This window comes from Flavobacterium sp., from assembly GCF_044341265.1.
Lineage (GTDB): Bacteria > Bacteroidota > Bacteroidia > Flavobacteriales > Flavobacteriaceae > Flavobacterium.
In genome coordinates this window covers 47695-73476 of sequence record NZ_JBIISA010000006.1, presented here as the reverse complement: position 1 = coordinate 73476, position 25782 = coordinate 47695, and the positions used below count along the sequence as shown (strand labels likewise).

General features: G+C 29.7%; 25 protein-coding genes. 15 read left to right on the top strand and 10 right to left on the bottom strand.

Annotated elements, in window-relative coordinates:
• Positions 1-4 precede the first annotated feature (4 nt).
• From ACIQ06_RS04360 to ACIQ06_RS04330, 7 genes are all read left to right on the top strand, one after another.
• Positions 5-961: a glycosyltransferase family 2 protein gene (locus ACIQ06_RS04360; protein ID WP_396144056.1), complete on the top strand. Its 957-nt coding sequence runs from the start codon at positions 5-7 to the stop codon at positions 959-961.
• Positions 962-982: 21 nt separating this feature from the next.
• Positions 983-1477 (top strand): ORF6N domain-containing protein, encoded by a 495-nt coding sequence (locus tag ACIQ06_RS04355; RefSeq protein WP_396144055.1) that lies wholly within the window; start codon positions 983-985, stop codon positions 1475-1477.
• Between the two features lie 4 nt (positions 1478-1481).
• A complete protein-coding gene (locus ACIQ06_RS04350; RefSeq protein WP_396144054.1) occupies positions 1482-3209 on the top strand; it encodes a phospho-sugar mutase in 1728 nt (575 codons plus the stop codon).
• A 2-nt stretch (positions 3210-3211) separates the two neighbouring features.
• Positions 3212-5059 carry an ABC transporter ATP-binding protein gene (locus tag ACIQ06_RS04345; RefSeq protein WP_396144053.1) on the top strand — a complete coding sequence of 616 codons (1848 nt, stop codon included), beginning with the start codon at positions 3212-3214 and terminating at the stop codon, positions 5057-5059.
• A 70-nt stretch (positions 5060-5129) separates the two neighbouring features.
• Positions 5130-5309, top strand: coding sequence for a hypothetical protein (locus tag ACIQ06_RS04340; RefSeq protein ID WP_396144052.1), 180 nt, complete (start codon positions 5130-5132; stop codon positions 5307-5309).
• Positions 5310-6011 carry a hypothetical protein gene (locus ACIQ06_RS04335; protein ID WP_396144051.1) on the top strand — a complete coding sequence of 234 codons (702 nt, stop codon included), beginning with the start codon at positions 5310-5312 and terminating at the stop codon, positions 6009-6011. It abuts the gene before it with no gap.
• Positions 6012-6091: 80 nt separating this feature from the next.
• A complete protein-coding gene (locus tag ACIQ06_RS04330; RefSeq protein WP_396144050.1) occupies positions 6092-6913 on the top strand; it encodes a helix-turn-helix domain-containing protein in 822 nt (273 codons plus the stop codon).
• Between the two features lie 163 nt (positions 6914-7076).
• On the opposite strand, the gene ACIQ06_RS04325 is transcribed toward ACIQ06_RS04330, so the two are convergent.
• The 4 genes from ACIQ06_RS04325 to ACIQ06_RS04310 are packed head-to-tail and all read right to left on the bottom strand — an operon-like array spanning position 7077 to position 12662.
• Entirely contained in the window at positions 7077-7793 is a 717-nt protein-coding gene (locus tag ACIQ06_RS04325) for a hypothetical protein (protein WP_396144049.1), read from the bottom strand.
• 21 nt (positions 7794-7814) lie between these two features.
• Positions 7815-8498, bottom strand: coding sequence for a hypothetical protein (locus ACIQ06_RS04320; protein ID WP_396144048.1), 684 nt, complete (start codon positions 8496-8498; stop codon positions 7815-7817).
• Positions 8499-10955: a carboxypeptidase-like regulatory domain-containing protein gene (locus tag ACIQ06_RS04315; protein ID WP_396144127.1), complete on the bottom strand. Its 2457-nt coding sequence runs from the start codon at positions 10953-10955 to the stop codon at positions 8499-8501.
• Between the two features lie 15 nt (positions 10956-10970).
• Positions 10971-12662, bottom strand: a complete 1692-nt coding sequence (locus ACIQ06_RS04310) for a M23 family metallopeptidase (protein WP_396144047.1) — start codon at positions 12660-12662, stop codon at positions 10971-10973.
• 194 nt (positions 12663-12856) lie between these two features.
• On the opposite strand from ACIQ06_RS04310, the gene ACIQ06_RS04305 reads away from it, so the two are divergent.
• The 3 genes from ACIQ06_RS04305 (at position 12857) to rny (ending at position 15235) form a co-directional block, all read left to right on the top strand.
• Positions 12857-13147 carry a hypothetical protein gene (locus ACIQ06_RS04305; protein WP_298304146.1) on the top strand — a complete coding sequence of 97 codons (291 nt, stop codon included), beginning with the start codon at positions 12857-12859 and terminating at the stop codon, positions 13145-13147.
• Between the two features lie 4 nt (positions 13148-13151).
• Complete coding sequence (locus ACIQ06_RS04300) at positions 13152-13445, top strand: cell division protein ZapA (protein WP_396144126.1); 294 nt, start codon at positions 13152-13154, stop codon at positions 13443-13445.
• 227 nt (positions 13446-13672) lie between these two features.
• Positions 13673-15235: a ribonuclease Y gene (rny, locus tag ACIQ06_RS04295; protein ID WP_396144046.1), complete on the top strand. Its 1563-nt coding sequence runs from the start codon at positions 13673-13675 to the stop codon at positions 15233-15235.
• A gap of 53 nt (positions 15236-15288) precedes the next feature.
• Here rny and ACIQ06_RS04290 read toward each other — a convergent pair whose 3' ends face one another.
• From ACIQ06_RS04290 to ACIQ06_RS04270, 5 genes are all read right to left on the bottom strand, one after another.
• Positions 15289-15681 (bottom strand): response regulator, encoded by a 393-nt coding sequence (locus ACIQ06_RS04290; protein WP_396144045.1) that lies wholly within the window; start codon positions 15679-15681, stop codon positions 15289-15291.
• Positions 15668-17191 carry a PAS domain-containing protein gene (locus ACIQ06_RS04285; protein ID WP_396144044.1) on the bottom strand — a complete coding sequence of 508 codons (1524 nt, stop codon included), beginning with the start codon at positions 17189-17191 and terminating at the stop codon, positions 15668-15670. The genes ACIQ06_RS04290 and ACIQ06_RS04285 overlap by 14 nt, the downstream gene beginning before the upstream one ends.
• 170 nt (positions 17192-17361) lie before the next feature.
• Positions 17362-18480, bottom strand: a complete 1119-nt coding sequence (locus ACIQ06_RS04280; protein ID WP_396144043.1) for an ATP-binding protein — start codon at positions 18478-18480, stop codon at positions 17362-17364.
• A gap of 82 nt (positions 18481-18562) precedes the next feature.
• A complete protein-coding gene (xerD, locus tag ACIQ06_RS04275; RefSeq protein WP_396144042.1) occupies positions 18563-19459 on the bottom strand; it encodes a site-specific tyrosine recombinase XerD in 897 nt (298 codons plus the stop codon).
• Positions 19460-19570: 111 nt separating this feature from the next.
• Positions 19571-20173 (bottom strand): outer membrane beta-barrel protein, encoded by a 603-nt coding sequence (locus ACIQ06_RS04270; protein ID WP_396144041.1) that lies wholly within the window; start codon positions 20171-20173, stop codon positions 19571-19573.
• Between the two features lie 189 nt (positions 20174-20362).
• On the opposite strand from ACIQ06_RS04270, the gene ACIQ06_RS04265 reads away from it, so the two are divergent.
• Positions 20363-20923, top strand: coding sequence for a porin family protein (locus ACIQ06_RS04265; protein ID WP_396144040.1), 561 nt, complete (start codon positions 20363-20365; stop codon positions 20921-20923).
• A 60-nt stretch (positions 20924-20983) separates the two neighbouring features.
• On the opposite strand, the gene ACIQ06_RS04260 is transcribed toward ACIQ06_RS04265, so the two are convergent.
• Complete coding sequence (locus ACIQ06_RS04260) at positions 20984-21862, bottom strand: hypothetical protein (RefSeq protein ID WP_396144039.1); 879 nt, start codon at positions 21860-21862, stop codon at positions 20984-20986.
• A 129-nt stretch (positions 21863-21991) separates the two neighbouring features.
• Between ACIQ06_RS04260 and ACIQ06_RS04255 the strand changes: the two genes are divergently transcribed.
• The 4 genes from ACIQ06_RS04255 (at position 21992) to ACIQ06_RS04240 (ending at position 25769) form a co-directional block, all read left to right on the top strand.
• Positions 21992-22354, top strand: coding sequence for a TM2 domain-containing protein (locus ACIQ06_RS04255; RefSeq protein ID WP_396144038.1), 363 nt, complete (start codon positions 21992-21994; stop codon positions 22352-22354).
• Between the two features lie 5 nt (positions 22355-22359).
• Positions 22360-22674: a DUF2752 domain-containing protein gene (locus tag ACIQ06_RS04250; RefSeq protein ID WP_396144037.1), complete on the top strand. Its 315-nt coding sequence runs from the start codon at positions 22360-22362 to the stop codon at positions 22672-22674.
• A gap of 73 nt (positions 22675-22747) precedes the next feature.
• A complete protein-coding gene (gene aroQ, locus ACIQ06_RS04245; protein ID WP_396144036.1) occupies positions 22748-23167 on the top strand; it encodes a type II 3-dehydroquinate dehydratase in 420 nt (139 codons plus the stop codon).
• Between the two features lie 127 nt (positions 23168-23294).
• Complete coding sequence (locus ACIQ06_RS04240; RefSeq protein WP_396144035.1) at positions 23295-25769, top strand: DUF5686 and carboxypeptidase regulatory-like domain-containing protein; 2475 nt, start codon at positions 23295-23297, stop codon at positions 25767-25769.
• Positions 25770-25782 lie beyond the last annotated feature (13 nt).

The window sequence follows — 25782 nt, the reverse complement described above, 5'->3', positions numbered from 1 at the left end:
TTTAATGAATCTATCCATAATTATCCCATTATTAAACGAACAAGAATCGTTACCCGAATTGCATTCATGGATTGTAAAAGTCATGAAGGAAAATAATTATTCCTACGAAATTCTATTTATAGATGACGGAAGTACGGATGATTCTTGGCAAACTATTGAAAATTTATCAAAAGAAAATCCTTGTGTAAAAGGTATTCGATTTCTAAGAAATTTCGGAAAATCACAAGCACTTCATGCAGGTTTTGCAAAAGCCCAAGGTGATGTTATTATCACTATGGATGCAGACTTACAAGATAGTCCGGATGAAATTCCGGGATTATTCAAAATGGTGACGGAAGAAAACTTTGACCTTGTTTCTGGTTGGAAAAAGAAACGTTACGACAATGCTGTAACCAAGAATTTACCTTCCAAATTATTCAACTGGGCAGCTAGAAAAACTTCCGGTGTTTATTTGAACGATTTCAATTGTGGCTTGAAGGCATACAAAAATGTGGTTATCAAAAACATTGAAGTTTCTGGTGAAATGCATCGATATATCCCAGTTTTAGCTAAAAATGCTGGCTTTGGAAAAATTGGCGAAAAAGTAGTTATTCATCAAGCACGAAAATATGGCGAATCTAAATTTGGAATGAGTCGTTTTGTCAATGGTTTTCTTGATTTAATTACGATTTGGTTTTTATCTCGCTACGGAAAACGTCCTATGCACTTGTTTGGAGCAGCTGGAGTTTTAATGTTCATTATTGGTTTTTTAGCAACTGGTTTCATCATTACTATAAAACTTATAAAACTTTACTCTGGATTTGACACCATTCTAGTAACGAGTAATCCACTTTTTTATATTGCCTTAACTTCAATGATTATTGGAACACAATTATTTTTAGCTGGATTTTTAGGTGAAATCATTCTTCGTACAAAAAACAATGAAGAACGATATAAAATTGCTTCCGAAATAAATTTATAAACCAAAATAAAACTATACGCCATGAAAGAATTAGAAATTATCACAAAAAAAATACATGAAATTAGAAATCAAAAAGTAATGCTAGATTATGATTTAGCAGCGCTTTACGAAATTGAAACACGTGTTTTAAAACAATCTGTTAAAAGAAATGCTTCAAGATTTCCTTCAGATTTTATGTTTGCTCTAACCGAAAATGAAATAAATGACTTGGTATCACAATCTGTGATACCATCTAAAAGCTATTTTGGTGGTTCGCTACCATTTGCCTTTACTGAACAAGGTGTTGCTATGCTTTCTAGTGTATTAAAAAGTGATAAAGCAATAGAAATTAACATCTCTATTATGCGAACTTTCGTAACAATCCGACAATTTGCATTGAATTATACTGAACTACAAAATAAAATTAATGAAATAGAAGGTCAATTACCTGAAATATATAATGTTCTGAATTATTTAGTTGAAAAAGATGCTACTAAAAATAAAACAGAGCGAACCAAAATAGGTTTTAAAAAATAAGATTATGCACATAGAACAAAATATTTTAGACAAAGTAAACGAGTGGTTAACACCAACTTTTGACAATCAAACGCAAGAAGACATTAAAGAAATGATGACAACTTCTCCTAAAGATTTAGAAGAAAGTTTTTTTAAAAATCTTGAATTTGGAACTGGAGGAATGCGAGGTATTATGGGCGTTGGAACCAATAGAATCAACAAATATACACTTGGAAAAAACACACAAGGTTTATCCAATTATATGATAAAATCATTTCCTGGAGAACAACTAAAAGTTGCTATTGCTTATGATTGTCGTCATAACAGTAATACTTTGGCAAAAGTTGTTGCTGATGTCTTTTCGGCAAATGGAATTCACGTTTATCTTTTTTCTGATATGCGTCCAACTCCTGAATTGTCTTTTGCTTTAAAATATTTGAATTGCCATGCTGGAATCGTACTTACGGCTTCACACAATCCACCAGAATATAATGGATACAAAGTATATTGGCAAGATGGTGGACAGTTAGTTCCGCCACAAGATGGTGAAATTATTGAAGTTATCGAAGCATTGAATTATAGTGAAATAAAATTTGAAGCTAACGAAAATCTTATTGAATACATTGATATTGCTATAGATGAAGCTTTTGCAAAATCTACTGTTGAAAATGCAAGTTTCAATACACCAGCAGCAGCGAAAGAAAATTTAAAAATTGTTTATACTTCACTTCATGGAACTTCAATAAAAGCAATTCCGGGAGTTTTAGCAAAAGCTGGTTATACTGATGTAAATATTGTTCCTGAACAAGAGGTTCCCAACGGTGATTTTCCAACTGTGAAATCTCCAAATCCTGAAGAACCAGAAGCTCTTTCAATGGCAATAGCTTTATCTGATAAAATTGGTGGCGATATTGTAATTGGTACCGATCCTGATTCTGACAGATTGGGTGTTGCTGTTCGTGATACTGATGGCAAAATGATACTCTTAAATGGTAATCAAACTATGGTTATCATGACAGCTTTCTTACTAGAACAATGGAAACGTGCTGGAAAAATTGATGGAAAACAATTTATTGGTTCAACTATTGTTTCAACTCCAATGATGTTAGAATTAGCATCTGGATACAATGTTGAATGCAAAGTTGGATTAACTGGTTTCAAATGGATTGCTAAATTTATAAAAGACTTCCCAGAACTAACGTTTATTGGTGGTGGAGAAGAAAGTTTCGGATTCATGGTTGGTGATGCTGTCCGAGATAAAGATGCTGTTGGCGCTTGTTTACTAGTTTGCGAAATTGCTGCGCAAGCCAAAGCTGCTGGAAGCACATTATACAAAGAGTTATTAAATTTATACGTTGATTTTGGTTTTTACAAAGAGCATTTGATTTCGTTAACCAAAAAAGGTATTTCTGGAATGCAAGAAATTAATCAAATGATGATTGATTTACGCGAGAATCCGATGAGTGAGATTAATGGTCAACGTGTAGTTTGTATTGAAGATTACGAAAATTCGACTTCAAAAAATATGTTCACTCAAGAGATTGAATCGATTTCAATTCCAAAATCTAATGTCCTAATCTATTATTTAGAAGATGGCTCTAAAATTTGTGCTCGTCCGAGTGGAACAGAACCAAAAATTAAATTCTACTTTAGTGTGAATTCTCCATTAAATGCTGTAGAAAATGCGAAAGAAATTGAATTAGAATTGGATACTAAAATTAAAAATATAATCGCAGAAATGCAGTTAAACTAGAAATGGACGAAAACATAAAAAAGATAATTCCATTTATAAAACCTTATAAATTTCACGTTATATGGAATGTGATTTATAATATTTTATATGCTTTGTTTAGCACATTATCATTTGTTGCTTTAATACCAATGATGGATGTATTATTCAAGAAAGAAAACAAAGTATTGGAAGAACCTATCTATACAACCATTTGGGATATTGGAACTTATGGAAAAGATTATTTATACTTTCAAATTAACACTTTGTCTAAAAATGATGGTCCACAATTTGCATTAATATTAGTTGTTAGTTTAGTAATTATTACCTTTTTATTTAAAAACTTATTCAACTATCTAGCATCAAACCATTTAATGCATTTAAAAAATGGAGTTTTAAAAGATTTAAGAACAACAATGTACGATAAAATTATTGAACTACCTGTTTCTTATTATTCTGAAAAAAGAAGAGGAGATATAATGGCCCGAATGTTAGGCGACGTTAATGAGGTTCAAAATTCATTCTTCTCAATTTTAGAACTTATCGTAAAAGAGCCAATGACCATTATTTTTACGATTGTAACAATGTTTGCAATTAGTGTAAAACTGACGCTTTTTGTTTTCATATTTATTCCTATTTCAGGATTTATTATTTCAAAAATTGGAAAATCATTAAAAGCAAAATCAGAAAGAGCCCAATTTGAAGGTGGTTATTTAATATCCATTGTTGAAGAAAGTCTATCTGGCTTGAAAGTTGTAAAAAGTTATAATGCAGAGCATAATTTCAAACAGAAGTTCAACAGTTCTGTTACTCGATTACTAAATCTATCCAACAGTATTGGTAGAAAGAACAATTTAGCATCACCTTTTAGCGAATTTATGGGAATTATTGTAATTGCCGTTTTACTTTGGTTTGGTGGAAATATGGTTTTGGTTGACAAACTACCCAACGGAAAAGCTGTATTAGAAGGCGCTCAATTTCTTGTTTATATGGGTTTGGCTTACAACATTCTTACTCCAGCTAAATCAATTTCTAAAGCAAGTTATTCGGTTAAAAGCGGACTAGCAGCTGCGCAAAGAGTTTTTGAAGTTTTAGAAGTTGAAAATACCATAACCGATAAACCTAATGCGATTAACAAAGAAACATTTGATAAAAATATCACGATAGAAAATATCAATTTTAGATATGAAGAGGATAATATTTTAACCAATTTTTCATTAGAAGTTCCAAAAGGAAAAACTGTGGCTCTTGTAGGTCAATCTGGTAGTGGAAAGAGTACAATTGCAAATCTTCTTACTCGCTTTTATGACGTACAAGAAGGAAGTATCAACATCGATGGCATCAATCTAAAAGACATGACGATGAACTCTTTACGTCAGATGATAGGTTTGGTTACGCAAGATTCTATTCTCTTTAATGATACCATTAAAAATAATATCCTAATTGGTAAACCTAATGCTACCGATGACGAAATTATTGCTGCATTAAAAGTGGCAAATGCTTATGAATTTGTAAAAGATTTACCAAGTGGAATAGAAACCAACATTGGTGATGCCGGCGGAAAATTATCAGGCGGACAGAAACAACGTATTTCAATTGCGCGTGCGGTTTTAAAAAATCCACCAATTATGATTTTGGACGAAGCAACATCTGCATTGGATACCGAAAGTGAGAAATTTGTGCAAGTAGCTCTAGAAAACATGATGCAAAATAGAACTTCTATTGTTATTGCACACCGATTATCTACTATTCAAAAAGCTGATAAAATTGTAGTGATGCAAAAAGGTTTGATAGTTGAACAAGGAAATCACGAAGAATTATTAGCCAAAAACGGAATGTATTCTAAGTTGGTAATGATGCAAAGTTTTGAGTAAAAAGTTGAAGGTTGGAGGTTGGAAGTTGGATGTTGTAAGTTGTAAGTTAAATAATTAACCCATTAAATTTATGAAAAGAGAATATTTTACTGGTTTATTTCTTATAATTTTTGTTTCAGTTATTATCACATTATCCTACACTATGGATGAACAATTAGTTGCTGAATATCTTCTAAAATATATAGTGGTTTGGCTTATTCTTGCTATTTATGTTGGACAATATTCGATGAAATTTCCGAAACGTTTTTAAATGTATTTCAATAATCCAAATATCACACTTCCAGAAAATCCAGATACGATAGTTTGGAAGTATTTGGACTTGTCAAAATTTTTGGACTTGCTACTTTCTAGAAAACTCTTCATGTCGCGTTCGGATAAGTTTGAAGATCAATATGAAGGAACATTTAGCGAACCAACTTTTGAGGAAATAAAAAAATTGTCTGCCAATAATCCTGAATTTCTTGATTACTATAAATCACACAGAGAAAAAGTTGTAGTAAGCAGTTGGCATATAAATGAGTATGAATCGTTTGCGATGTGGCAAATTTTTACACAAAATAGTGAAGGTTTGGCTATTCAATCTACTGTTGGAAGACTTCAAAAAGCTTTAGAAGCTGAAAAAGATTTCAAGCAATACATTGGTGAAGTAAATTATATCGATTACAAAAAAGAATATATTCCTTTTGACGATATGTTTTTCCCTTTTCTATTTAAACGTAAAAGTTTTCAATACGAACGTGAAGTTAGAATTATCGCCGATTTATCTGAACAAGAAATTAAAATCAATGATGGTTTAAAAATTGAAGTAGATATCAATCAATTGATTGAAAAAATCTACATTCATCCCAAATCGGAAAATTGGTATAAAAAATTGGTAATAGAATTAGTTGACAAACTTGGCTTTGACTTTGAAATTGAAAAATCAGATTTAGAAAGTGATATTTTGATTTAAAAAACACTTACAATTCGGTAAGTTTTAACTTTTAGGTATACAATATTTATCTAAATTTACAAAACTATATTTCACACCAATTGGAAATAAAATTCTTTAAGCCGAAATCTGAAATTCTTCAAAAATACATTGAAGGTTATTACTTTCTTACCAAAAAAGAAACCGAACCTACGGTTGAATATCTTACGTTTCCAAATAACTATAGTATAATTTCTGTTTATCAAGATACCGAAATTGTTTTTACAGAAAATCAAGCATTGGTAAAGGAAAAAATTGGTAATCCATTCGAATCAGATTTGATTTGTCATTATAAAAAACCAATCAAAATTATTTGTGAAGGAAACCTAAATGAAGTTACTTTTTATTTCAAACCACTTGGTTTAAATGCATTTATAACTAAATCGCTTTGCTATTATACCAATAATTTTTTCTCTAAATTCTTTCCTTTTGAAGATTATGAGAAAACTATGCTTCATATTTTAAATGAAAATGATTTTGAAAAAAGATGTGAAATGATAGAAAATTATTGGTTGTCAAAACTAAATGGTTTTAGTCATCCTTTTCTGAATGAATTGATCGTTGATTTAAAAAATGATTATTCAATGGCCGAATTAGCCAAAAAATATAATACTTCACGTCAAAATATAAACAAACATTTTGAATCTAACTTGTGCAAAACACCTTCAGATTTTAAAAAAACACAACGTTTTAGAGAAGCTTTAAAGTCACAAATGAATAATAAGAACAAAAACAATCTAACTTCATTGAGTTACGATATGTTGTTTTATGATCAATCTCATTTAATAAAAGACTTTAAATCATTGACTGGATTGACACCTAAAAATTTCTTCAAAAACATTTCATCTCAAGAAGATGGTGAAGTGAATTGGTTATTTGTATAAGATTACATTTTTACAATTTTATTAATTTAAGTAATGCTAATTTTACTAAAAAAACAAATACTTTTTATCATGATAAATCTAATTGTAAAAATCGTTGTTGCTGCATTAACAATTGTAGTGAGTTGTTTGTTTTAAATTTAATGAAAAATTATTTTATTTACTATTAAATAGGATTATATTCCACTACTTTCAATTCTTTATCCATTAAATCTACATATTGATAATGTACTTTATCGTCTTTATCAAAGGCACCATTTTTATTGATGTCTTCTATTGTTCTGAAGTATAATCTGTTTTGAGAATCAATAACATTCCAATCTATAAACTCTTGATATTCAACAGAAAGCTTTTTAAAGTTACTTCCATCGATTGCACTTATATATAAATCTTTGATGTCATTACTATCTAGTTTTCCGTCTTTATTAGAATCCATATCTTCAAGAACATAAACTAAAAACTGCTTTTTTGTTTTATCAGCAATCGATTTCAAATAAGTTACTCGCTCTATTAAAACAGGTTTGTCGGTTAAAACCTTCAATGAATCAGAACCAATTTGTTGGAACTTAAAATTGCTTAAATAACCTGTAATTTCGTATTCATTAGAATTAGAAACCACAAAACTTTCTCTTTCTGAACTCGAATATTTTGTTTTGGACCTTCCGCTAGCAACGGTAAACTCACCAATTGGAAATAACAAAACCGAAGTTCCTTCCATCTGAACTGGTAAATCAGCTACTAATATTTTAGAAGTATCAATCTTTGGTTCTGAACGCTCTTTAGAAGTATTTTCGTAAATTACTTTAGGCTTTTCTGTTTCTTCTTTACAACCAACTAAAAGTATGATTAATGCAAGGACACTATATTTTGAGAAATTTTTCATTTGAACAATATTTAATCTTTATCAAAGATATGATTTTTGATTGTATTTTCTATTTCTATTGAATTTTAGTAGTACAAAAATATTAAGAATTATAATTCCAATTAAAGCAACAAATAAATACCATACTTTTTTATAAAATGAAATTAATAATTCATTTTTCTGTTTTTCTTTTTCTTCTGCTTCTATCTTTAAAGTTTCTAAATGAGTGTAAAAACTTGTACCACAGTTTACTATTATATGTTCTTTCTCTCTTTGATTAGCTTTTTCTTTTCTTTGATTACCATTTAAAATCCATAAATAATTTTGATATTCAATATAAGTTGGAGTTTTTTCAGATTGTAAAATATCTAATATTCTAATATAAACTTCATAAGTCATTTTCTTACCAAATTGAAGTTTAATTCCATTGATAGTGTCTTTAAATTTGTTTTGAATTCTAAGAGATTTTTGAAAATTTATTAAATTATTTTTCTCCTTTTCTAATGTATTATTAAAAACAAATATTTTATAATTTCTTAAATTGGGAAAATCAAATTCATTTAATATTTCATAATATGATTTTTTGTCAGCAAGACCTAACTCTATACATGAATATTCCTTAAAAGAATTACTCAAGTATAAAAACCATAAAAATAGAATTGGTAAAACCACCAAAGAAATCATTCCAGGAACATAAAAAATCTTTCTATGTTTCTTGAAACTCATTTACAATCTTGCAGTCAACTTCACATTAAAAACTCTCGTTGTCATATAATTTGGGATTCCGTATTGATTTTTGGTGTAGGCATCACGAACCCAAGTGTTGGTTATCGCGTTTTGATTGTTGAATAAATTAAATGCTTCTACTCCTAATGATAATTCCTTGAATTTTTTCAACCAATGTCCGTCTGGTTTTAAATCATTTTTTTCGGTAAACGAATAGAAAAATCCAACATCGGCTCTACGATAATCTCTCAAACGACTTTGATATTGATACACATCAGCATAAGATGGCGAACCACCTGGAAGTCCTGTATTGTAAACCAAATTCATATACAATTTCACGTTAGGAATATTTGGCATATAATCTTGGAATAAAATACCAAATTTTAAACGTTGATCTGTCGGACGAGCTATATTTCCTCTATTATCTTGATTTTCTTCTGTCTTTAAATATCCGAAAGTAAACCATGATTCAGTTCCTGGAACAAACTCACCATTTAATCTACAATCAAATCCGTAAGCATAAGCCGTTGCATCATTATTAGCTCTGTAACGAATTCTCACATTCTCCAAAGTATAAGTGTTTACATCATTCATAGTTTTGTAAAATGCCTCTGAAACCAATTTGAATTTACGATTCCACATTTTGAAATTATAGTCATTTCCAACTACAAAATGAATTGATTGTTGCGCTTTAACGTCTGATTGAACGGCTCCATTTAGGTCGCGCAATTCTCTGTAAAATGGCGGTTGATAGTAAAATCCTGTTGAGAGTCGAAAAATCATATCCCTTTCCCAATCGGGTTTGAGTGAAATTTGAGCTCTCGGACTAAAAACGGTTTGACTTGAAGACGCAATATTATCACCAGAAACCATCCAATTGTGTGCTCTAACACCAGCGTTTAAAAACAATTGACTGTTTCCAAGTGTAGTTTTTGTATTCCATTGTGCGAAAGCTGAAATTCTGTCAATATTTACAAAATTTAGCGCTCTTACATTCTGAAAAGGTACTAACGGACCAACATAAGGATTGTAAGGTTGATCATTAGGAATATCTATAATTGGTGGATTAATTGAGAATCCTGCCGAATCGATAACTTCCCACTCTACGATTCTATCCCGAATGCTTTCGTGTGTATATTTTACGCCCCAATCTATTTGGAATCTCTTTTTAACGTTGTGACTTCCTTTTACTTCTGCATTAATTATAAGTGCATCTAAATCGTTTCTGGCATGATTCAATTGAGAACCAACCGCACGATTGAATGTTATATCACCAAAAGTTTCTGAACCAATATTACTATCAACTTCTCCTAAAAAATAAGCTGCATCAATATCGAAATATTCTTGCTCTTGTGTGTGATAGGAAGATGCAATAAACTTATAAGTATTGTCTTCATTTGATTTGAATGTAGATTTAATAGCGCCAAAAAAGGTTTGAAATTGAGTATCTTCTTGTCCTTCATAAAAAACTTGTAACGCAATAGGTTCACTTAAAGTACCAAAATTGGTTTGACGTGTTAAAGGCTGGAAGCTGTATTTATTTTGAGCAATATTTCCTAAGAAACTCCATTGCCATTTTGCAGAAGCATCATAATTCACAACAGTTTGTACATCGGCAAAAGTTGGCCTGAAATTACTTTCTGTTTCTTGACTGTTTACCAAAAGTGAATTGTCTCTATAACGAATACCTGTCATGGCACTCCATTTTTTATTTTTAGAAACGCCTTCTGCAGAAATACTTCCACCAAGAAAACTTGCTTCTAGCGAAGCGCCAAATTTTGTAGGTTTTCTATAAGTAATATCTAAAACCGAAGACATTTTGTCTCCAAATTTAGCTTGAAATCCACCAGCAGAAAATTCTATATTTTGAATTAAATCAGTGTTAGTAAAACTCAATCCTTCTTGCTGACCAGAGCGCACCAAAAACGGACGATAAATTTCGACTTCATTTACATAAACCAAGTTTTCATCATAATTTCCGCCTCTCACAGAGTAAGCAGAACTTAGTTCCGTATTTGAAGTTACACCTTGGAATGTTTTAATCACACTTTCAATTCCACCTGATAAACTTGGATTTCTTCTAATAACTTCTGGTTCAATACTTATAATCCCTGATGCTCTTCCTCTATTATTCTTAATAATAACTTCGTCCAATTGAGCATTTTTAGAACTCATAACAGGATTATATTCAACAATATCATTATTTTTTAATTGAAATGTTGCTGTAATATTTTTTAAAGAAACATGAGTATAAACCAAAACTACTTTTTGATTCGCAGGAATGGTGATTACATAAAAACCTGTTTTATTAGTAACAACAGATTGGCTTTGATAACTAACATTAACTCCTTCAACAGGATTGTTGTTTTCATCTAAAACTATTCCTGTAACTTTCGCTGTTTGTCCTAAAGACGCAATGGTAAATAGAAAAAAAACTAGGTATATAAATTTATTTATTGCTTTCAAGTGATATTATTTTTTTTGACTTCTGTTAAATTGAGTTTCAAAGATAGAAGAATTTCCAACATTATCGGTAACAACTACTTTCAATTTATTAGCTCCTTCTTGTAACAAATCATCATTAAAAACGTGAGTCAATCGCTTTAATTTTGATTCATATTCAAATAAAACCCATTTATCGTTAATGTAGCCATTGTAGGTTTTAACACCAGACAAATCATCAGAAATCGTTACATTTATGCTTTTTTGATTTGTAATCCATTTACCTTCAATGCTTTTTGCCATACTGATTTTTGGAGCAGTTATGTCTTTTGCTAATGTGAATTGTCCCAAATTTCTTGTTTTACAAGTAAACGTATTATCTACTAGTTTTGTTGTGATGTATCCTAATTTAGTTCCGTTTACTGATGCAATAAACATTTTTTTCTTTTCTTCCTCTGACGATTTTGTGTCTTCTATAGAAATTGTAAAATTGGTATGTGCTGGAACGGAATCATCATGAAGGAAAAGCGTGTTATTTCTTACATCAAAATTTAGATAGAAATCTTCATAAAATGTTCCTGCTGGAAAATAAACAGAAAAATTATCCTTTTCAAAATTGGATTCAACTTTAGACTTTACCAAATACTTTGTCACTTTTACATCTTCTTTAATAAGAGCTGGCTTTGCTGAATATTTTACCGGAATCGAAATAATAGTTTTGTTTTTAAAGAAATCAGACACTTCAATACGTTGAATTTCTAAAGTATTTGGTACAATATCTAATATTCCATTTTCATAATTTTGATAAATATTACTCCAAGGAAATGGATTTTTCATAAAAAGTTTTTGCACTCTTTGATGCATCTTCTTATATCTAGCATAGTCGATAAAAGCATTAATATATTTAGCTTCATCAAAAACCATGGTATCAAATTCATATCCAAAAATGACCTTCCCATTTGAAATTAATTGAGCTTTGTATATACCATTTGCATTGTATGAGACATTATCATTGTCTGTTGCACTAATTCCAAATCCAATTTTACCACTTGCAAAAACTTGTTGCGACAAATAGGTTCCATCAGATTGAAGAGACAAATTAAGAAGAACTGGTCTTTTAGATTCATTTACTACTGCTGAATTATCTAAAGGATAAACCATAAGACTCGAAACAATTGGATTTTTAGTGTCTTGAGTTTGTATTCCAAAAAACAACGGATTTATAATTTTCTCTGTTTTGTTATCTCTGAACTCAAAATGCAAATGTGGCCCTTCTGAACCGCCAGTATTTCCGGATAGTGCAATGATGTCACCTTTCTTCACTACAAGTTCGCCAGGTTTAAAAAAAGCTTCAATTTCATAACTCTTTTCAGCATATTGCATTGCAATAATCTTATCTTGAATAGTTCCGACAGCTTTTTGTAAATGTCCGTAAACAGAAGTATAACCATTTGGATGTGTTATGTAAATTGCTTTGCCATATCCAGCAGTTGAAACTTTGATTCTAGAAATATAACCATCAGCAACGGCATAAACATTTAAACCCTCTTTCTGATTGGTTTTAAAATCAAATCCGGCATGAAAGTGATTTGGACGCAATTCTCCAAAATTTCCAGATAACTGTAATGGAATATCTAAAGGTGATCTAAAATAATCTTTCGGATACTCATTTTGGGAATGCGAAAAAATCGAAAATAACAAAATCAATGGGATGTATTTCATTCTATATGGGTTTTCTGCTAAAGTATAAAAAACTTTATAATTACAAAAAAAATACCACAAACAGATTTATAACTAACTATTTTACAAAATATTAGAAGTTAATAAAAAAATAAATTTAATTTTTAACGAAAAATATTGCTTTAATAGATTAGGAATTATAAATTTGTAAGATTAAGTAATGAATTGTGTCATAGATGAGTGAAATTGCAGAAATAATTGATACTCTTGAGAATAAAATTCAAAAATTGTTTAAAAAGATAAACGATTTAGAAGAAAAAAATCAAGCGTTGCAACGAGAAATAAAGATTTCTGTACAATCAAATCAAAATCAAACTTTGGCGTATGAGTCGTTAAAAAAAGAATTTGAATCATTAAAAATGACTAATTCGTTACTAGGCAGTGAAGATTATAAAAGAGATACGAAGCTTAAAATAAATTCATTAATTCGCGAAATTGATTATTGTATAGCGCAACTTGCAGATTAAAACTATGGATGAAAAGCTTAAAATTAAAATATCAATTGCAGACAGAGTTTATCCGTTAACGGTAAGTATGCAGCAAGAAGAAGCCATGAGAAGTGCTTCTAAAAAGATAGATTTAATGATAAAGCAATTTGAAGAGAATTATGCTGTAAGAGATAAGCAAGATGTTTTAGCTATGTGTGCATTACAATTTGCATCACAGTTGGAACAGAAAAAAGTGGATAATGCTATAGATGGAACAGAATCAATTGAACGATTAACAAACCTAAATAGCCTTTTAGACGACTATCTTAATAAATAATAAGTTACAAGAAAAAACGTTCTTTTAAATAAACTAAAAATACTGCCTACATTAGTTCATTTTTGGTAAACTCAACACTAACAAATTAAAATGAGTAAATCGTCGCTACTATAGTAAGCCCATTAAGTTGGGAAACTTGAACAGCGAGTTAACTCAAAACTTGTCCTTACGAGTTTATACAAGCAATTAATGTAGGTTTTTTTTATATATAAATTTTTTACACAACCATGGACATAGTATCTATAATTATCGGCGTAGTCGTTGGAATAGCTGGAGGTTTTGCAATAGCAAAAATGCTCGAAAAAAGCAATGTTTCTAACCTTATAAAAAACGCAAAAAAAGAAGCATCTTCTATTTTGAAAGATGCCAACCAAGAAGCAGAAAACATCAAGAAAGACAAATTATTACAAGCTAAAGAGAAATTTCTTGAATTAAAATCGGAACACGAAAAGGAAATTTTATCGAAAGATAAAAAAATGGCTGAAGTTGAAAAGAGAATTCGTGATAAAGAATCGCAAGTTTCAAGTGAATTAGCTAAAGCTAAGAAAGTGAACGACGATTATGAAACCAAAACTCTTGAATACAACTCTAAAATAGAAATGCTTGATAAAAAGTATCAAGAAGTAGAGAAAATGCACAAAAGTCAAGTAGAACAATTGGAAGTAATTTCAGGACTTTCTGCTGACGATGCAAAAGAACAATTAGTAGAAAGCTTGAAAGCTGAAGCTAAAACTAAAGCAATGGCGCACATTCAAGAAACTATTGAAGAAGCCAAACTTACAGCTGCTCAAGAAGCTAAAAAAGTAATCATCAACACAATTCAACGTGTAGGAACAGAAGAAGCAGTAGAAAATTGTGTATCTGTTTTCAACATTGAATCTGATGATGTAAAAGGAAGAATTATTGGTCGTGAAGGTAGAAACATTAGAGCTTTAGAAGCTGCAACTGGTGTAGAAATCATTGTTGATGATACTCCAGAAGCAATCATCCTTTCTTGTTTTGACCCAGTTAGAAGAGAAATTGCTCGTTTGTCTTTACACAAACTTGTTACTGACGGACGTATTCACCCAGCTAGAATTGAAGAGGTTGTTGCTAAAACAACTAAACAAATTGATGATGAAATCATTGAAGTTGGAAAACGTACCGTTATTGATTTAGGAATTCATGGATTACATCCTGAATTGATTAAGATTGTTGGTAGAATGAAATACCGTTCTTCTTATGGTCAAAATTTATTACAACACTCGAGAGAAGTTGCCAAACTATGTGGTATCATGGCAGCAGAATTAGGATTGAATGTAAAATTAGCTAAACGTGCTGGTTTACTTCACGATATTGGTAAAGTACCAGATGCAGAAAGTGATTTACCTCACGCATTACTTGGTATGCAATGGGCTGAAAAATTTGGTGAAAAAGAAGAAGTTTGCAACGCAATCGGTGCTCACCACGATGAAATTGAAATGAAATATCTAATTTCACCAATCATTCAAGTTTGTGATGCTATTTCTGGTGCAAGACCGGGAGCACGTCGTCAAGTATTGGATTCTTACATTCAACGTTTGAAAGACTTAGAAGAAATTGCTTTTGGATTTAATGGTGTTAAAAATGCCTACGCTATTCAAGCCGGACGTGAACTACGTGTTATTGTTGAAAGTGAAAAAGTTAGTGACGACATGGCGTCGAATCTATCATTTGAAATATCACAAAAAATTCAAACAGAAATGACTTATCCTGGTCAAGTAAAAATTACTGTAATTAGAGAAACTCGTGCAGTTAATATTGCTAAATAAGGTAAGTTAATAAATATAAAACAAAAAAAAGGTATCCGTTTGGATACCTTTTTTTATGCGAATATAGTTTCAAAATCTTCTTGAGTCATAGGTTTGTAATAGTACTTTTTAACCTCATCTTGATATTCTTTCGACTTATTTAAATCTGTAACATCATTGGAAGAACTCACCAAATAAACTGTAATTTCTTTCGTAAGTTTTTGCTTAATTTTTTTAAACTCTTCTAAAAACTGCCATCCATCGTAAACTGGCATATTAATATCTAATAGAATTAAATCAGGAATATTATCTGTTTCTACTTTATCTTTTAATTCATCAATAGCTTCGAGACCATTGAAAAAATATTTTGTATCAACATCAATATTGCATTTAGAAAATAACTTTTTTATAATAAAATGATAAACCATATCATCATCTACAACAAAAATAGTATTAAATTTCTTCATTAAAATTTATTTTAAAAGTGGTTCCAACATTTACTTTACTTTCAACCTCTATACTTCCACCCATTGATTCTATTTGGTTTTTTGTAATAAACAAACCAATTCCTCTTGCGTTTTCATTCTTGTGAAATGTCTTATACATTCCAAACAACTTTTCACCATGCTTAGCTAAGTTTATTCCTAAACCATTATCTTCAATAACCAAAACTAATTTTCCTTTTTCTACTGAAGATGAATAACTTATCTCTGGATGACGCTCAGGATGTGAGTATTTTATAGCATTGGTTGTAAAGTTTAAAAATAAACTTTCTAAATATGCTGGATTAAACTTTATAGTATCTTTTTCACCAATCTTATTAACAATTTTTACTTTATTATCTTTTATCTCTTTGCTTAAAACTTCAAGTGTTTGATTTAAATAAACATTAAGATTCAAATCTTCTTTCTTATGAATGATAGTATTGTGAATATCAACCAATTCCTTTAAATGGTCAATTGTCTCCGAAAGTGCATTTGACGTTGTTTTTAAATAGGATAAACACTCCTCTTTGCTTTCCTTATCATTTGATTCATCTAAAATATTCAATAACATTTTAAAATTTCCAGTATGTGATCTTAAATTATGAGAAACAATATGTGCAAAGTTCAGCAATCTGTTATTTTGTTCAACGATAATGTCTAAATTACCTAATAATTCATTTTCTTTTTGCTTGTTATGACTAACATCACTATGTGTTCCAATTATTCTAACAGCATCTCCATTTTTGTCTCTTTCAATGATTTTACCTCTACTTAAAACCCACTTGTAGGTACCATCTTTAGCTAAAACTCTTTTGGTATTTTCAAAAAAAGGTGTTTTATTTTCTTTATGAGATTGAATACTTTCTAAATAATCATTTAAATCATTCGGATGAATTCGATCATCCCACTTTGAATTAGTATTGATATTGTCAAATTCATCTAATTGAAGTATATCTAATGATTCTTTTGAGAAGAAAACATTTCCAGTAGTAATATTATAATCCCAAATTCCTTTTTCTGAAGCTTCAAGAGCAAATTGATATCTTGTTTCTGATTCTTGAACTTTAATTTCACGTTCTTTAATATCAGTAATATCTATTAATGTACTATAAAATATAGTATTCTTATCAATATCTTTAGCAACATTTGCATCAACTTTAAACCATGAAATCTTTTTATTTTTGGAAATAATACGAAATTCGCAATTCCACGGTTCAAGATTTTCTTTAGAATAATTTAGTGATTTGAAAAATACATCTCTATCTTCTGGATGAACTTTATTGCTAATAACATCAATAGGATTGGATTTTAATTCGAATTTATTTAATTCAAAATAAGACAAAATATTCTTATTAAGATAGGTAAAATTAAATTCATCGTTTGGAGAAATAGTTAACTGAAATATTAAATCTGGTATTTGATTTAATATTTGTTTGAAAAAATTAACTTTTTCTTCCAATAAAAAATCATTGGAAATTGAATTTTCTTTCATAATGTTTAGTAGGTTTGGGGCTAATAAATCTTCTAAATTGAATAGACCAATTCATAAAACTTAAAACAAATATAAAAATTAATATCGATTAAATGCATTTTTTTTCGACTAAATGCACTTTTTGTCAATAATTTTAATTTTTAACAAGTATTTACCTAATAAAAATTAAATTAGTTTTTAAAGTAAACTCTAAAAACGGAACCTTGGTTGACTATACTTTCAACTTCAATTTTACCTTCCATTACCTCTAATTGGTTTTTAGTAATATAAAGTCCAATACCGCTTGAATTTTTATTCGTATGAAATGTTTTATATAAACCAAAAAGATGCTCCTTAAATTTCTCTAAATCAATTCCAATACCATTATCTTCAATCGACAAAACTTTATATCCATCAACAAAATCAAGAGAATAAGTAATCTTTAGCTTCCTTTCTGCAGAGGCATATTTTATTGCATTTGCAGTTAGATTGAGTAAGATACTTTCAAGGTAAGCGGAATTAAAAAATATTGTTTCATCTTTAGGAACCAAATCAATGACATCTACTTTAGAGCGATGAATATCCTCCATAAGAATATTAAAGACTTTTTTTAAGTGCACCTTAAGATTTAAATGCTCCTTATTAATCTTCTGATTATTTTGCACTTTTACTAAATCCGAAAGATTGCTAATAGAATTAGTCAATTCATCAGAAACTGTCTTAACATAAGACAAAAATTCCTCTTTCTCAAACATTCCATTCTCATTTAACTTCAGCAAAGTAGAAAGATTTCCGGCATGATTTTTTAAATTATGAGAAACTATGTAAGCAAAGTTTAATAATTTATTTTTTTGATTATTGACTAAATCTAAAGTCTCAATAAGATTTTGCTCTTTTTCTTTTTGTGAAGAAATATCAGTATGAGTACCAATAATTCTGAGTGGATTACCTTGTTCATCTCTAGATATAACCTTCCCTCTATCGAGAATCCATTTATATTTACCATTACATAAAACACGATGACAAGTTTCGTAGTATGGAATTTCGTTTTCAAAATGCTTTTTAATATTTCCAAAATAAAATTCTCTATCATCTGGATGCACTTTTTCATCCCATTCTTCTGGTGTAGAAATATAGGAGTTCATTTCATCCATTTCAAGAATCAATAATGATTCTGGAGAATAATAAACATGGTTAGTAACCAAATCCCAATCCCAAATACCAATTCCTGATACTGAAACCGCAAAATGATTTCTAATTTCGCTAATTGTTTGATCGTCAATATAAAGTCCTTTCAAAATTGTATCCATTTACAATGCAAAGGAAAATATTATTATTTCTAAAATTTAAAATGAAGCGTAGAAAGATTTCTACAAGTTAGAAAATTAACATTTATTTCCTTGGGTGAAAGGAGTTCATAATTTGAGTTAAATGCTTTCTGTCTAGATGTACATAAATCTCAGTAGTAGTTATTGATTCATGACCAAGCATAAGCTGAATGGCACGCAAATCGGCACCATTCTCGAGTAAATGAGTTGCAAAAGAGTGTCTAAAAGTATGTGGACTTATTGATTTATTAAGATTAATCTTGACGGCTAAATCTTTAATAATCGTAAAAACCATAGCTCTTGTAAGTTGTCTTCCTCTTCTATTGAGAAACAAAGTATCTTCATGACCTTTGTTTATAATAAGGTGATTTCTTACAAGATCTTTGTAAAGTAAAATAAACTTTTGTGTAACTGTACTGATAGGAACAAATCGTTGTTTATTTCCCTTTCCAGTTATTTTAATGAAACCTTCGTCAAAAAATAAATCAGAAATTTTAAGATTAACTAATTCGGAAACTCTCAACCCACAACCATATAGTGTTTCAAGCATTGCTCTGTTTCTTTCACCTTCTGGTTTAGATAAATCAATTGCCTCTATAAGTGCGTCAATATCTTGAATAGATAAAGTATCTGGAAGCTTTCTACCTAATCTTGGAGCTTCAATTAACTCCATTGGATTGTCAGAGCGATAATCTTCAAATATAAGATAGGAAAAGAAACTCTTTAAACCAGAAATTATTCTTGCTTGAGAGCGAGCATTAACTTCTTTTGAAATTGTATAAATAAATTGTTGAATGGTTTCTTCTGATATTTTGATTGGAGAAACAGCGATTGCATTTTGTTCTAAAAAAAAACAAAGTCGCTCTATGTCAAAAGTATAATTGTCAATAGTATTTTTTGACAATCCTCTTTCAATTTTTAAATACGACTGATAGCTTTTAATAAAGGTTTTCCAATTCATTATTCAAATATATTGGAAAAATTCTGAAATTGGAAAGATTCTGAAACTAGTTCAGAATAAAAAAAAACCTCACCGAAGTGAGGTTTTAAATATTTTAATCTAATGTTTAGATTAGAATTTGTAGTTAACTCCGAAAGATACTGCTCTCCAGTCTCCACCAAAAGAAAATGCTGTAACATTCTTAGCACCAGTTACGTCAGCTTTTGCAGAAGCAAAGTTCAAAACAGCAACACCAGCTTCGATAGAGAAGTTAGAAGATACGAAATAGTTCATACCTAAACCTAAACCAGCACCAAATCCATTTACTTTAAATTCTGGAGTTGATAAGTTATCAGTTGTAGAAACATACTCAGCACCAAGTTCTCCAAATAAAGAGAATTTAGAAGCTGGAGTAAAGTAATATCTACCTGCTAAACCGAAAGATACAGATGAATCATCTTGAGTATCAACACCATTAACGTCAGCTTTGTCAGAAGCGAATCCAACTTTAAGACCAACTGAGATGTTTTCAGTTACGAAATAGTTTACTTGAGGAGCAATTTCGAAAGAACTAGTTTTTTCGTCATTGTTTTTGTTGTTAGTACTTCCAAGAGAAAATGCACCTGTTACAAATACATCACCTTTAGAAAAACCTTCAGAAGATTCTTTTTTGTCTTGAGCGTTAGCAAATCCGAAAGCGAATACTGCAGCTACTGTTAAAATAATTTTTTTCATGTTTTATTTTGTTTAAAATTAATAGGGCAAAGTTAAACCTATTCTCTTTTTATTCATTTATATTAACATTTAGAGTTATCAACAGAGTTATTAACAATTTCAACAGCAAAAGGTTTTGACACACAATAACTTATAAACAATTTCGTTAATAACTAAAATCATGTCTCATTTTAAAACCCTACTTTTTTTATGCTAAAACTCAAAAAAAACGTCGTATTAGTAGTAATCATACTACTTTTTGGTTCAAAAAGTATTGCCCAAGAAACATCCTTCGCAAGACTTGGACTTAAAGCAGGAATAAACTATGCTAATTATACTGGCACAGATGTAAATACCGATGCTATTACTAATTTTCACGCAGGATTACTTGTTGAATTAAAGATTTTTAAGAATTTCTCATTGCAGCCAGAGCTATTTTATTCTACTCAAGGCGCAAGTCTAAAGAATCTTAATGATGAATTTAAGAATGAATTGGGTTATATTTCAATTCCAGTATTGGCTAAATTCTATCTTACTGACAATTTAAGCATGGAGATTGGTCCGCAAGCTTCCTTTTTGTTAAGTGAAAGAAACGAAGTTAAAGCCGATGATTCAAATACCTTTGACTTTGCTGTTGCAGGTGGATTAAGTTACAAATTGGGAAAACACTTCTTTGTTCAAGCACGATATGGATTAGGGTTAACAGAACCTAAACGTGATGCCGATGTAAAGAATAGTGTGGCTCAAGCATCACTGGGTTACCTTTTTTAAAACTAATAAAGTAGTATAAACCCAAATTAAGTTGCTCGAGTAATCTCTAAATTATAGCAATTATTGTTTTTCTATAAAAATTGATGTTTTTTGACCATTCTTTAATTTAGCTAATGTTTTTAATTCATTTTTTGAATCTTTAATTATTAAATCAGCAGTATTAGGAGCAACTTCACCTTCATTTAAGGCTTCAACTTCAATACTTGTAATTCCTTCACCAATTTCAATTTCAATAATTTTAGGTTTATATTTTACAATATAGTTTTCTAAAACTAACTTTTTATTTACATAAACATTTATCATATCACCATCTTCTACACCTAAATCCCTAACTTCAAAACTTACTTTTGTATCTTTAGTGTACACATACAAATTTTGAGAGTTCCTAAGAACATTCATTTTTATTGTATCTAAAACTTTCACTGGATCAACATCCATTTTAGTTTTTTCATCAACTTTGTTAGATTTCTGAATTTTATTATTTACTTTATTAACAAGTTTTTGAATCTTTTTTATACCAACTACTTGAATTTTTCCAACAATACATTTTGATTTATTTAAATAAAGACCAACAAAATCATCATTTATTTTTGGATTATTTGCATTGATATTAACTTTCCCATTAAAATTCACATAACAAAAAGAACTTTTTTTCATTTTCGATTTTGTGTATATAATATCATCCTCTTTAAAAATTAAAGTTGTTGATTTTTTATTATAAGTACCCGATATAGAATTTTTTGTTTCATGTTCTCCACCTATGTCACTTATTGAATATCCTTTTATAACACCCTTAGATTCAGAAAAAACCAGTCTGTAAGTAACTATTTGATCATCTTTTCCGTTTAATTTTAATCCTCCATAAAACTCATAATCAGAATTTTGCGAGTAAGTTAATGTGTATAAAAAAAGACAAGAAAACAAAATAAATTTTCGCATATTATTATTTTTTGATTTTATATCACAAATATAATTTTATAAATGATTAAATTAAATTTAAAAATTTTTTTTTATTTAAAAATTTTTTTGATAAATTAGCTATCTAATATTAATCTTAAAAATTTATTTATGAAATTAAAAATGCTTTTTGGAATTTTGACAGTTTTCATGTTGTCATTTTCAGCCGCTTATGCTTCATTTCCAGTAGAACAAAAAACTACTAGTAACACAACTGTTGTTGTTGAAAAACAAAAAGAAGAAGTTACTTCTCCTGCTGCTGCTGCTGGTAGTAAAAGTCAACTTATTGCCTTAATCCTTTGTGGTTTAATTGGCGGACTTGGTATTCACAGATTTTATCTTGGATATACTTGGCAAGGAATTGTTCAACTATTAACACTTGGAGGATGTGGTATTTGGGCTTTAATTGATTTTATCAGAATAATTACTGGTGACTTAAAGCCTAAAGACGGGTCGTACGACAAAACCTTATAAATACTATGGTAAAAAAGGTTATTTTTTTCACAAGGGTATGGATTACCATCTTAGCACCATTCGTACTATTTCTTCTGCCAAAAGACTTTTTTGACAAAGGACAAAGTATATGTTTATCTAAAATGTTAGCTGGAATTGAATGTTACGCTTGTGGTTTAACAAGAGCCGTAATGCACTTTATTCATTTTGATTTTAAAACAGCATGGGAATTCAATAAACTTTCATTTATTATTGTCCCAATGCTTTTTCCTCTATGGTTAAAAGCTTTTTATGAACTCAAAGGAAAACAAATGCCAGGACTACTCGGAAAATTAACTTAATTTTAATCATAAACTTTTCTAAAACCGCTTATTTATATGAGCGTTTTTTTTACTTTTACATAAACCTATTTATATGAAGATTATCATCATCAACGGTCCAAATCTAAATCTCTTAGGAAAAAGAGAACCCGAAGTTTATGGAAATGAAACTTTTGAATCGTATTTCAATCAATTAAAATCTAAATATCCTTCTATTGATTTAAGTTATTATCAAAGTAACATTGAAGGCGAATTGATAAATAAAATCCAAGAGGTTGGTTTTTCCTATGATGGCATAATTTTGAATGCAGCAGCTTACACACATACTTCAATAGGAATTGGCGATGCTGTAAAAGCAATAACTTCACCAACAATAGAAGTTCATATTTCTAATACCTTTTCGAGAGAAACTTTTAGACATCAATCTTTTATCTCACCAAATGCAAAGGGAATTATTATTGGTTTTGGATTGAAGAGTTATGAATTAGCTTTGCAGTCGTTTTTATTAAAATAAGAACTATTTTTTAGCAACCCAAATTTGAGAAATTTAAAAAAACTTAAAAATGTCTTTTGAAATTGATTTTTGAAATTCATGCAACCTTTTCACATTAATAATCGTCTATAATATAAAAAACCTACAAATGAAAAAAATCACCTCTATCCTATTCCTATTGTTTTCAATCGTAAGCTTTTCGCAGATTAAAGGTACTGTTACTGATTCTAATGGAAAGCCAATGTCTTTTGTTAATATATATGTAAAAGACACCTACATAAGTACTACTTCTAATGAACAAGGTAAATATGAGTTGAATCTAAAAGTAGAAGGCACTTATGTTATACTATATCAATACCTTGGCTATAAAACTGAAAAGAAAGTAGTTGAAACTAAAAAAACTGCTCAAACTGTTGATGTCACTTTGGTGGAAGAAGAAATTAAACTTAATGAGGTTGTAATTAATCCAAATGTAAATCCTGCCATTGAGATTATTAAAAACGCTATTGCCAATCGTAAGGAAAACTCAAAACTCACTGAGAAATACAATGCCGATTTCTATTCAAGAGGAATTTTTAGAGTTAAAAATTTACCTAAAACAATACTTGGACAAAAATTAGATTTCTTTGATGAAGTTATAGATTCAACAAGAAGTGGAATTTTATATTTATCTGAAACCGTTTCAAAAATTACTTTTCAAAAACCAGACAAATTAAAAGAGACTATTATTGCATCAAAAGTAAGCGGAAATGATAACGGATTTAGTTTCAACAATGCAGAACAAGCCAACTTTGACTTCTATGAAAATTATTTAGATTTTGATGTGAAAGTAATTTCTCCAATTGCAGATAACTCTTTTAATTACTACAAATATAAATTTGAAGGTTCCTTTGCTGATGAAAACAATAAAGTGATTAATAAAATTAAGGTTACACCCAAAAGAATGTCGGAACCAGCAATGGAAGGATACATATATATAGTAGACGAATCGTATGCCATTTATGCTGTTGATTTATCTATAACCGGCAGTCAAATGCAAAATCCTGCTTTGAATAAATTAACTTTAAAACAAAATTATAGTTTCAATACAAAAACTAAAATCTGGACAAAAAACACCCAAACCATTGACTTTGAAGCTGGAATGTTAGGCATAAACATCAACGGAACTTTTACTCATGTTTTCTCCAATTTTGAATTCCCAGAAAAATTTGAAAAGAAAACCTTTACAGCTGAAGTGCTGAAATTTGAAGAAAACGCTAATAAAAAAGAAGATGCTTTTTGGGAAACCATTCGTCCAGTTCCATTAACTGTTGAAGAAAGTACCGATTATACTAAAAAAGATATTCTTCAAACTAAAAAGAAATCAGAAAAATATCTAGATTCAATTGATGGAAAAAGAAACAAATTTAAATTTACCGATATCATTTTTGGTTACAGCTATTCTAATTCCTTTAAAAAATGGTCTTTAAATTATGATGGACCATTACTTTCAACTACTTTCAACACCGTTCAAGGATGGAAAACTCAAATTGGATTTTCATTCAATAAAAGAGACGAAGAAAAAAGAAGTTTTACAAGAATAGCTACAAAATTAGACTATGGTTTTTCAGAAAATCAATTGCGTGCTACTGGAATGTTTTATCATAAGTTTAATAACACCAACGATAGTTACATAAATATATCTGGAGGAAGTGCTGTAAATCAATTCAATTCGAGTAATCCAATTTCAAATAATATTAATTCAATTAGTAGCTTATTTTTCAAAAACAACTTTATGAAATTATATGAAAAGAATTTTGTTTCAGCCAATTTTGGACGTGAAGTAGTTAATGGATTAAACTTAAATGTAGGTTTAGAATATTCTGAAAGAAAACCTTTGTGGAACACTAGTGATCAAAGTTCTGTTAAATCATCCGATATTTATACTTCAAATAATCCGTTGGAGCCATTTGATTTTGTAACACCAGCTTTTGAGAAATACAACCTGATGAAAGCTTCTGTAAACACGAGAATTAAATTCGGACAAAAATATTGGACTAGACCAGATGGAAAGTTTAACATTGGAAATGAAAAGTCACCAACATTGTATTTTGGTTATGAAAAAGGATTTTCGGCTTCAGAAAAGAAATATGAATATGATTTCCTTAGCGGAAGAATTACACACGATTTATCTGTTGGAAATAAAGGTGACATGAAGTTAAATTTAAAAGCTGGTAAGTTCTTCAATGCAGAAAACATAGCTTTTGTTGATTACAAACACTTTAATGGAAATCAAACACACATAACTGGTGGAGATGGTTATACCAATGTTTTTAATAACTTACCATATTATACAGCAAGTACAAATGATAGCTTTTTAGAATTCCATGCAGAACACAATGACAAAGGATATATTATGAATAAAATTCCGTTGTTAAATAAATTAGGTTCGCAGTTGGTTTTAGGATTTCATAACTTATCAGTTCCAGACAGAAAACCTTATCAAGAATTTACTATTGGTTTAGATAATTTAGGTTTCGGAAAATTCAGAATGTTTCGTGTAGATTACGTTCGTTCTTATCAAAATGGTTATCAAGGCGATGCAGTTATTTTTGGTCTAAAATTCTTGAATATTGTTGAATAATATTTTAATAGGT

What these genes read in the sequence shown, in the direction of transcription:
- ACIQ06_RS04360 (WP_396144056.1), top strand. Translation starts at nt 5, where the DNA reads ATGAATCTATCCATAATTATCCCATTATTAAACGAACAAGAATCGTTA.
- ACIQ06_RS04355 (WP_396144055.1), top strand. Translation starts at nt 983, where the DNA reads ATGAAAGAATTAGAAATTATCACAAAAAAAATACATGAAATTAGAAAT.
- ACIQ06_RS04350 (WP_396144054.1), top strand. Translation starts at nt 1,482, where the DNA reads ATGCACATAGAACAAAATATTTTAGACAAAGTAAACGAGTGGTTAACA.
- ACIQ06_RS04345 (WP_396144053.1), top strand. Translation starts at nt 3,212, where the DNA reads ATGGACGAAAACATAAAAAAGATAATTCCATTTATAAAACCTTATAAA.
- ACIQ06_RS04340 (WP_396144052.1), top strand. Translation starts at nt 5,130, where the DNA reads ATGAAAAGAGAATATTTTACTGGTTTATTTCTTATAATTTTTGTTTCA.
- ACIQ06_RS04335 (WP_396144051.1), top strand. Translation starts at nt 5,310, where the DNA reads ATGTATTTCAATAATCCAAATATCACACTTCCAGAAAATCCAGATACG.
- ACIQ06_RS04325 (WP_396144049.1), bottom strand. Translation starts at nt 7,793, where the DNA reads ATGAAAAATTTCTCAAAATATAGTGTCCTTGCATTAATCATACTTTTA.
- ACIQ06_RS04320 (WP_396144048.1), bottom strand. Translation starts at nt 8,498, where the DNA reads ATGAGTTTCAAGAAACATAGAAAGATTTTTTATGTTCCTGGAATGATT.
- ACIQ06_RS04310 (WP_396144047.1), bottom strand. Translation starts at nt 12,662, where the DNA reads ATGAAATACATCCCATTGATTTTGTTATTTTCGATTTTTTCGCATTCC.
- ACIQ06_RS04305 (WP_298304146.1), top strand. Translation starts at nt 12,857, where the DNA reads ATGAGTGAAATTGCAGAAATAATTGATACTCTTGAGAATAAAATTCAA.
- ACIQ06_RS04300 (WP_396144126.1), top strand. Translation starts at nt 13,152, where the DNA reads ATGGATGAAAAGCTTAAAATTAAAATATCAATTGCAGACAGAGTTTAT.
- rny (WP_396144046.1), top strand. Translation starts at nt 13,673, where the DNA reads ATGGACATAGTATCTATAATTATCGGCGTAGTCGTTGGAATAGCTGGA.
- ACIQ06_RS04290 (WP_396144045.1), bottom strand. Translation starts at nt 15,681, where the DNA reads ATGAAGAAATTTAATACTATTTTTGTTGTAGATGATGATATGGTTTAT.
- ACIQ06_RS04285 (WP_396144044.1), bottom strand. Translation starts at nt 17,191, where the DNA reads ATGAAAGAAAATTCAATTTCCAATGATTTTTTATTGGAAGAAAAAGTT.
- ACIQ06_RS04280 (WP_396144043.1), bottom strand. Translation starts at nt 18,480, where the DNA reads ATGGATACAATTTTGAAAGGACTTTATATTGACGATCAAACAATTAGC.
- xerD (WP_396144042.1), bottom strand. Translation starts at nt 19,459, where the DNA reads ATGAATTGGAAAACCTTTATTAAAAGCTATCAGTCGTATTTAAAAATT.
- ACIQ06_RS04270 (WP_396144041.1), bottom strand. Translation starts at nt 20,173, where the DNA reads ATGAAAAAAATTATTTTAACAGTAGCTGCAGTATTCGCTTTCGGATTT.
- ACIQ06_RS04265 (WP_396144040.1), top strand. Translation starts at nt 20,363, where the DNA reads ATGCTAAAACTCAAAAAAAACGTCGTATTAGTAGTAATCATACTACTT.
- ACIQ06_RS04260 (WP_396144039.1), bottom strand. Translation starts at nt 21,862, where the DNA reads ATGCGAAAATTTATTTTGTTTTCTTGTCTTTTTTTATACACATTAACT.
- ACIQ06_RS04255 (WP_396144038.1), top strand. Translation starts at nt 21,992, where the DNA reads ATGAAATTAAAAATGCTTTTTGGAATTTTGACAGTTTTCATGTTGTCA.
- ACIQ06_RS04250 (WP_396144037.1), top strand. Translation starts at nt 22,360, where the DNA reads ATGGTAAAAAAGGTTATTTTTTTCACAAGGGTATGGATTACCATCTTA.
- aroQ (WP_396144036.1), top strand. Translation starts at nt 22,748, where the DNA reads ATGAAGATTATCATCATCAACGGTCCAAATCTAAATCTCTTAGGAAAA.
- ACIQ06_RS04240 (WP_396144035.1), top strand. Translation starts at nt 23,295, where the DNA reads ATGAAAAAAATCACCTCTATCCTATTCCTATTGTTTTCAATCGTAAGC.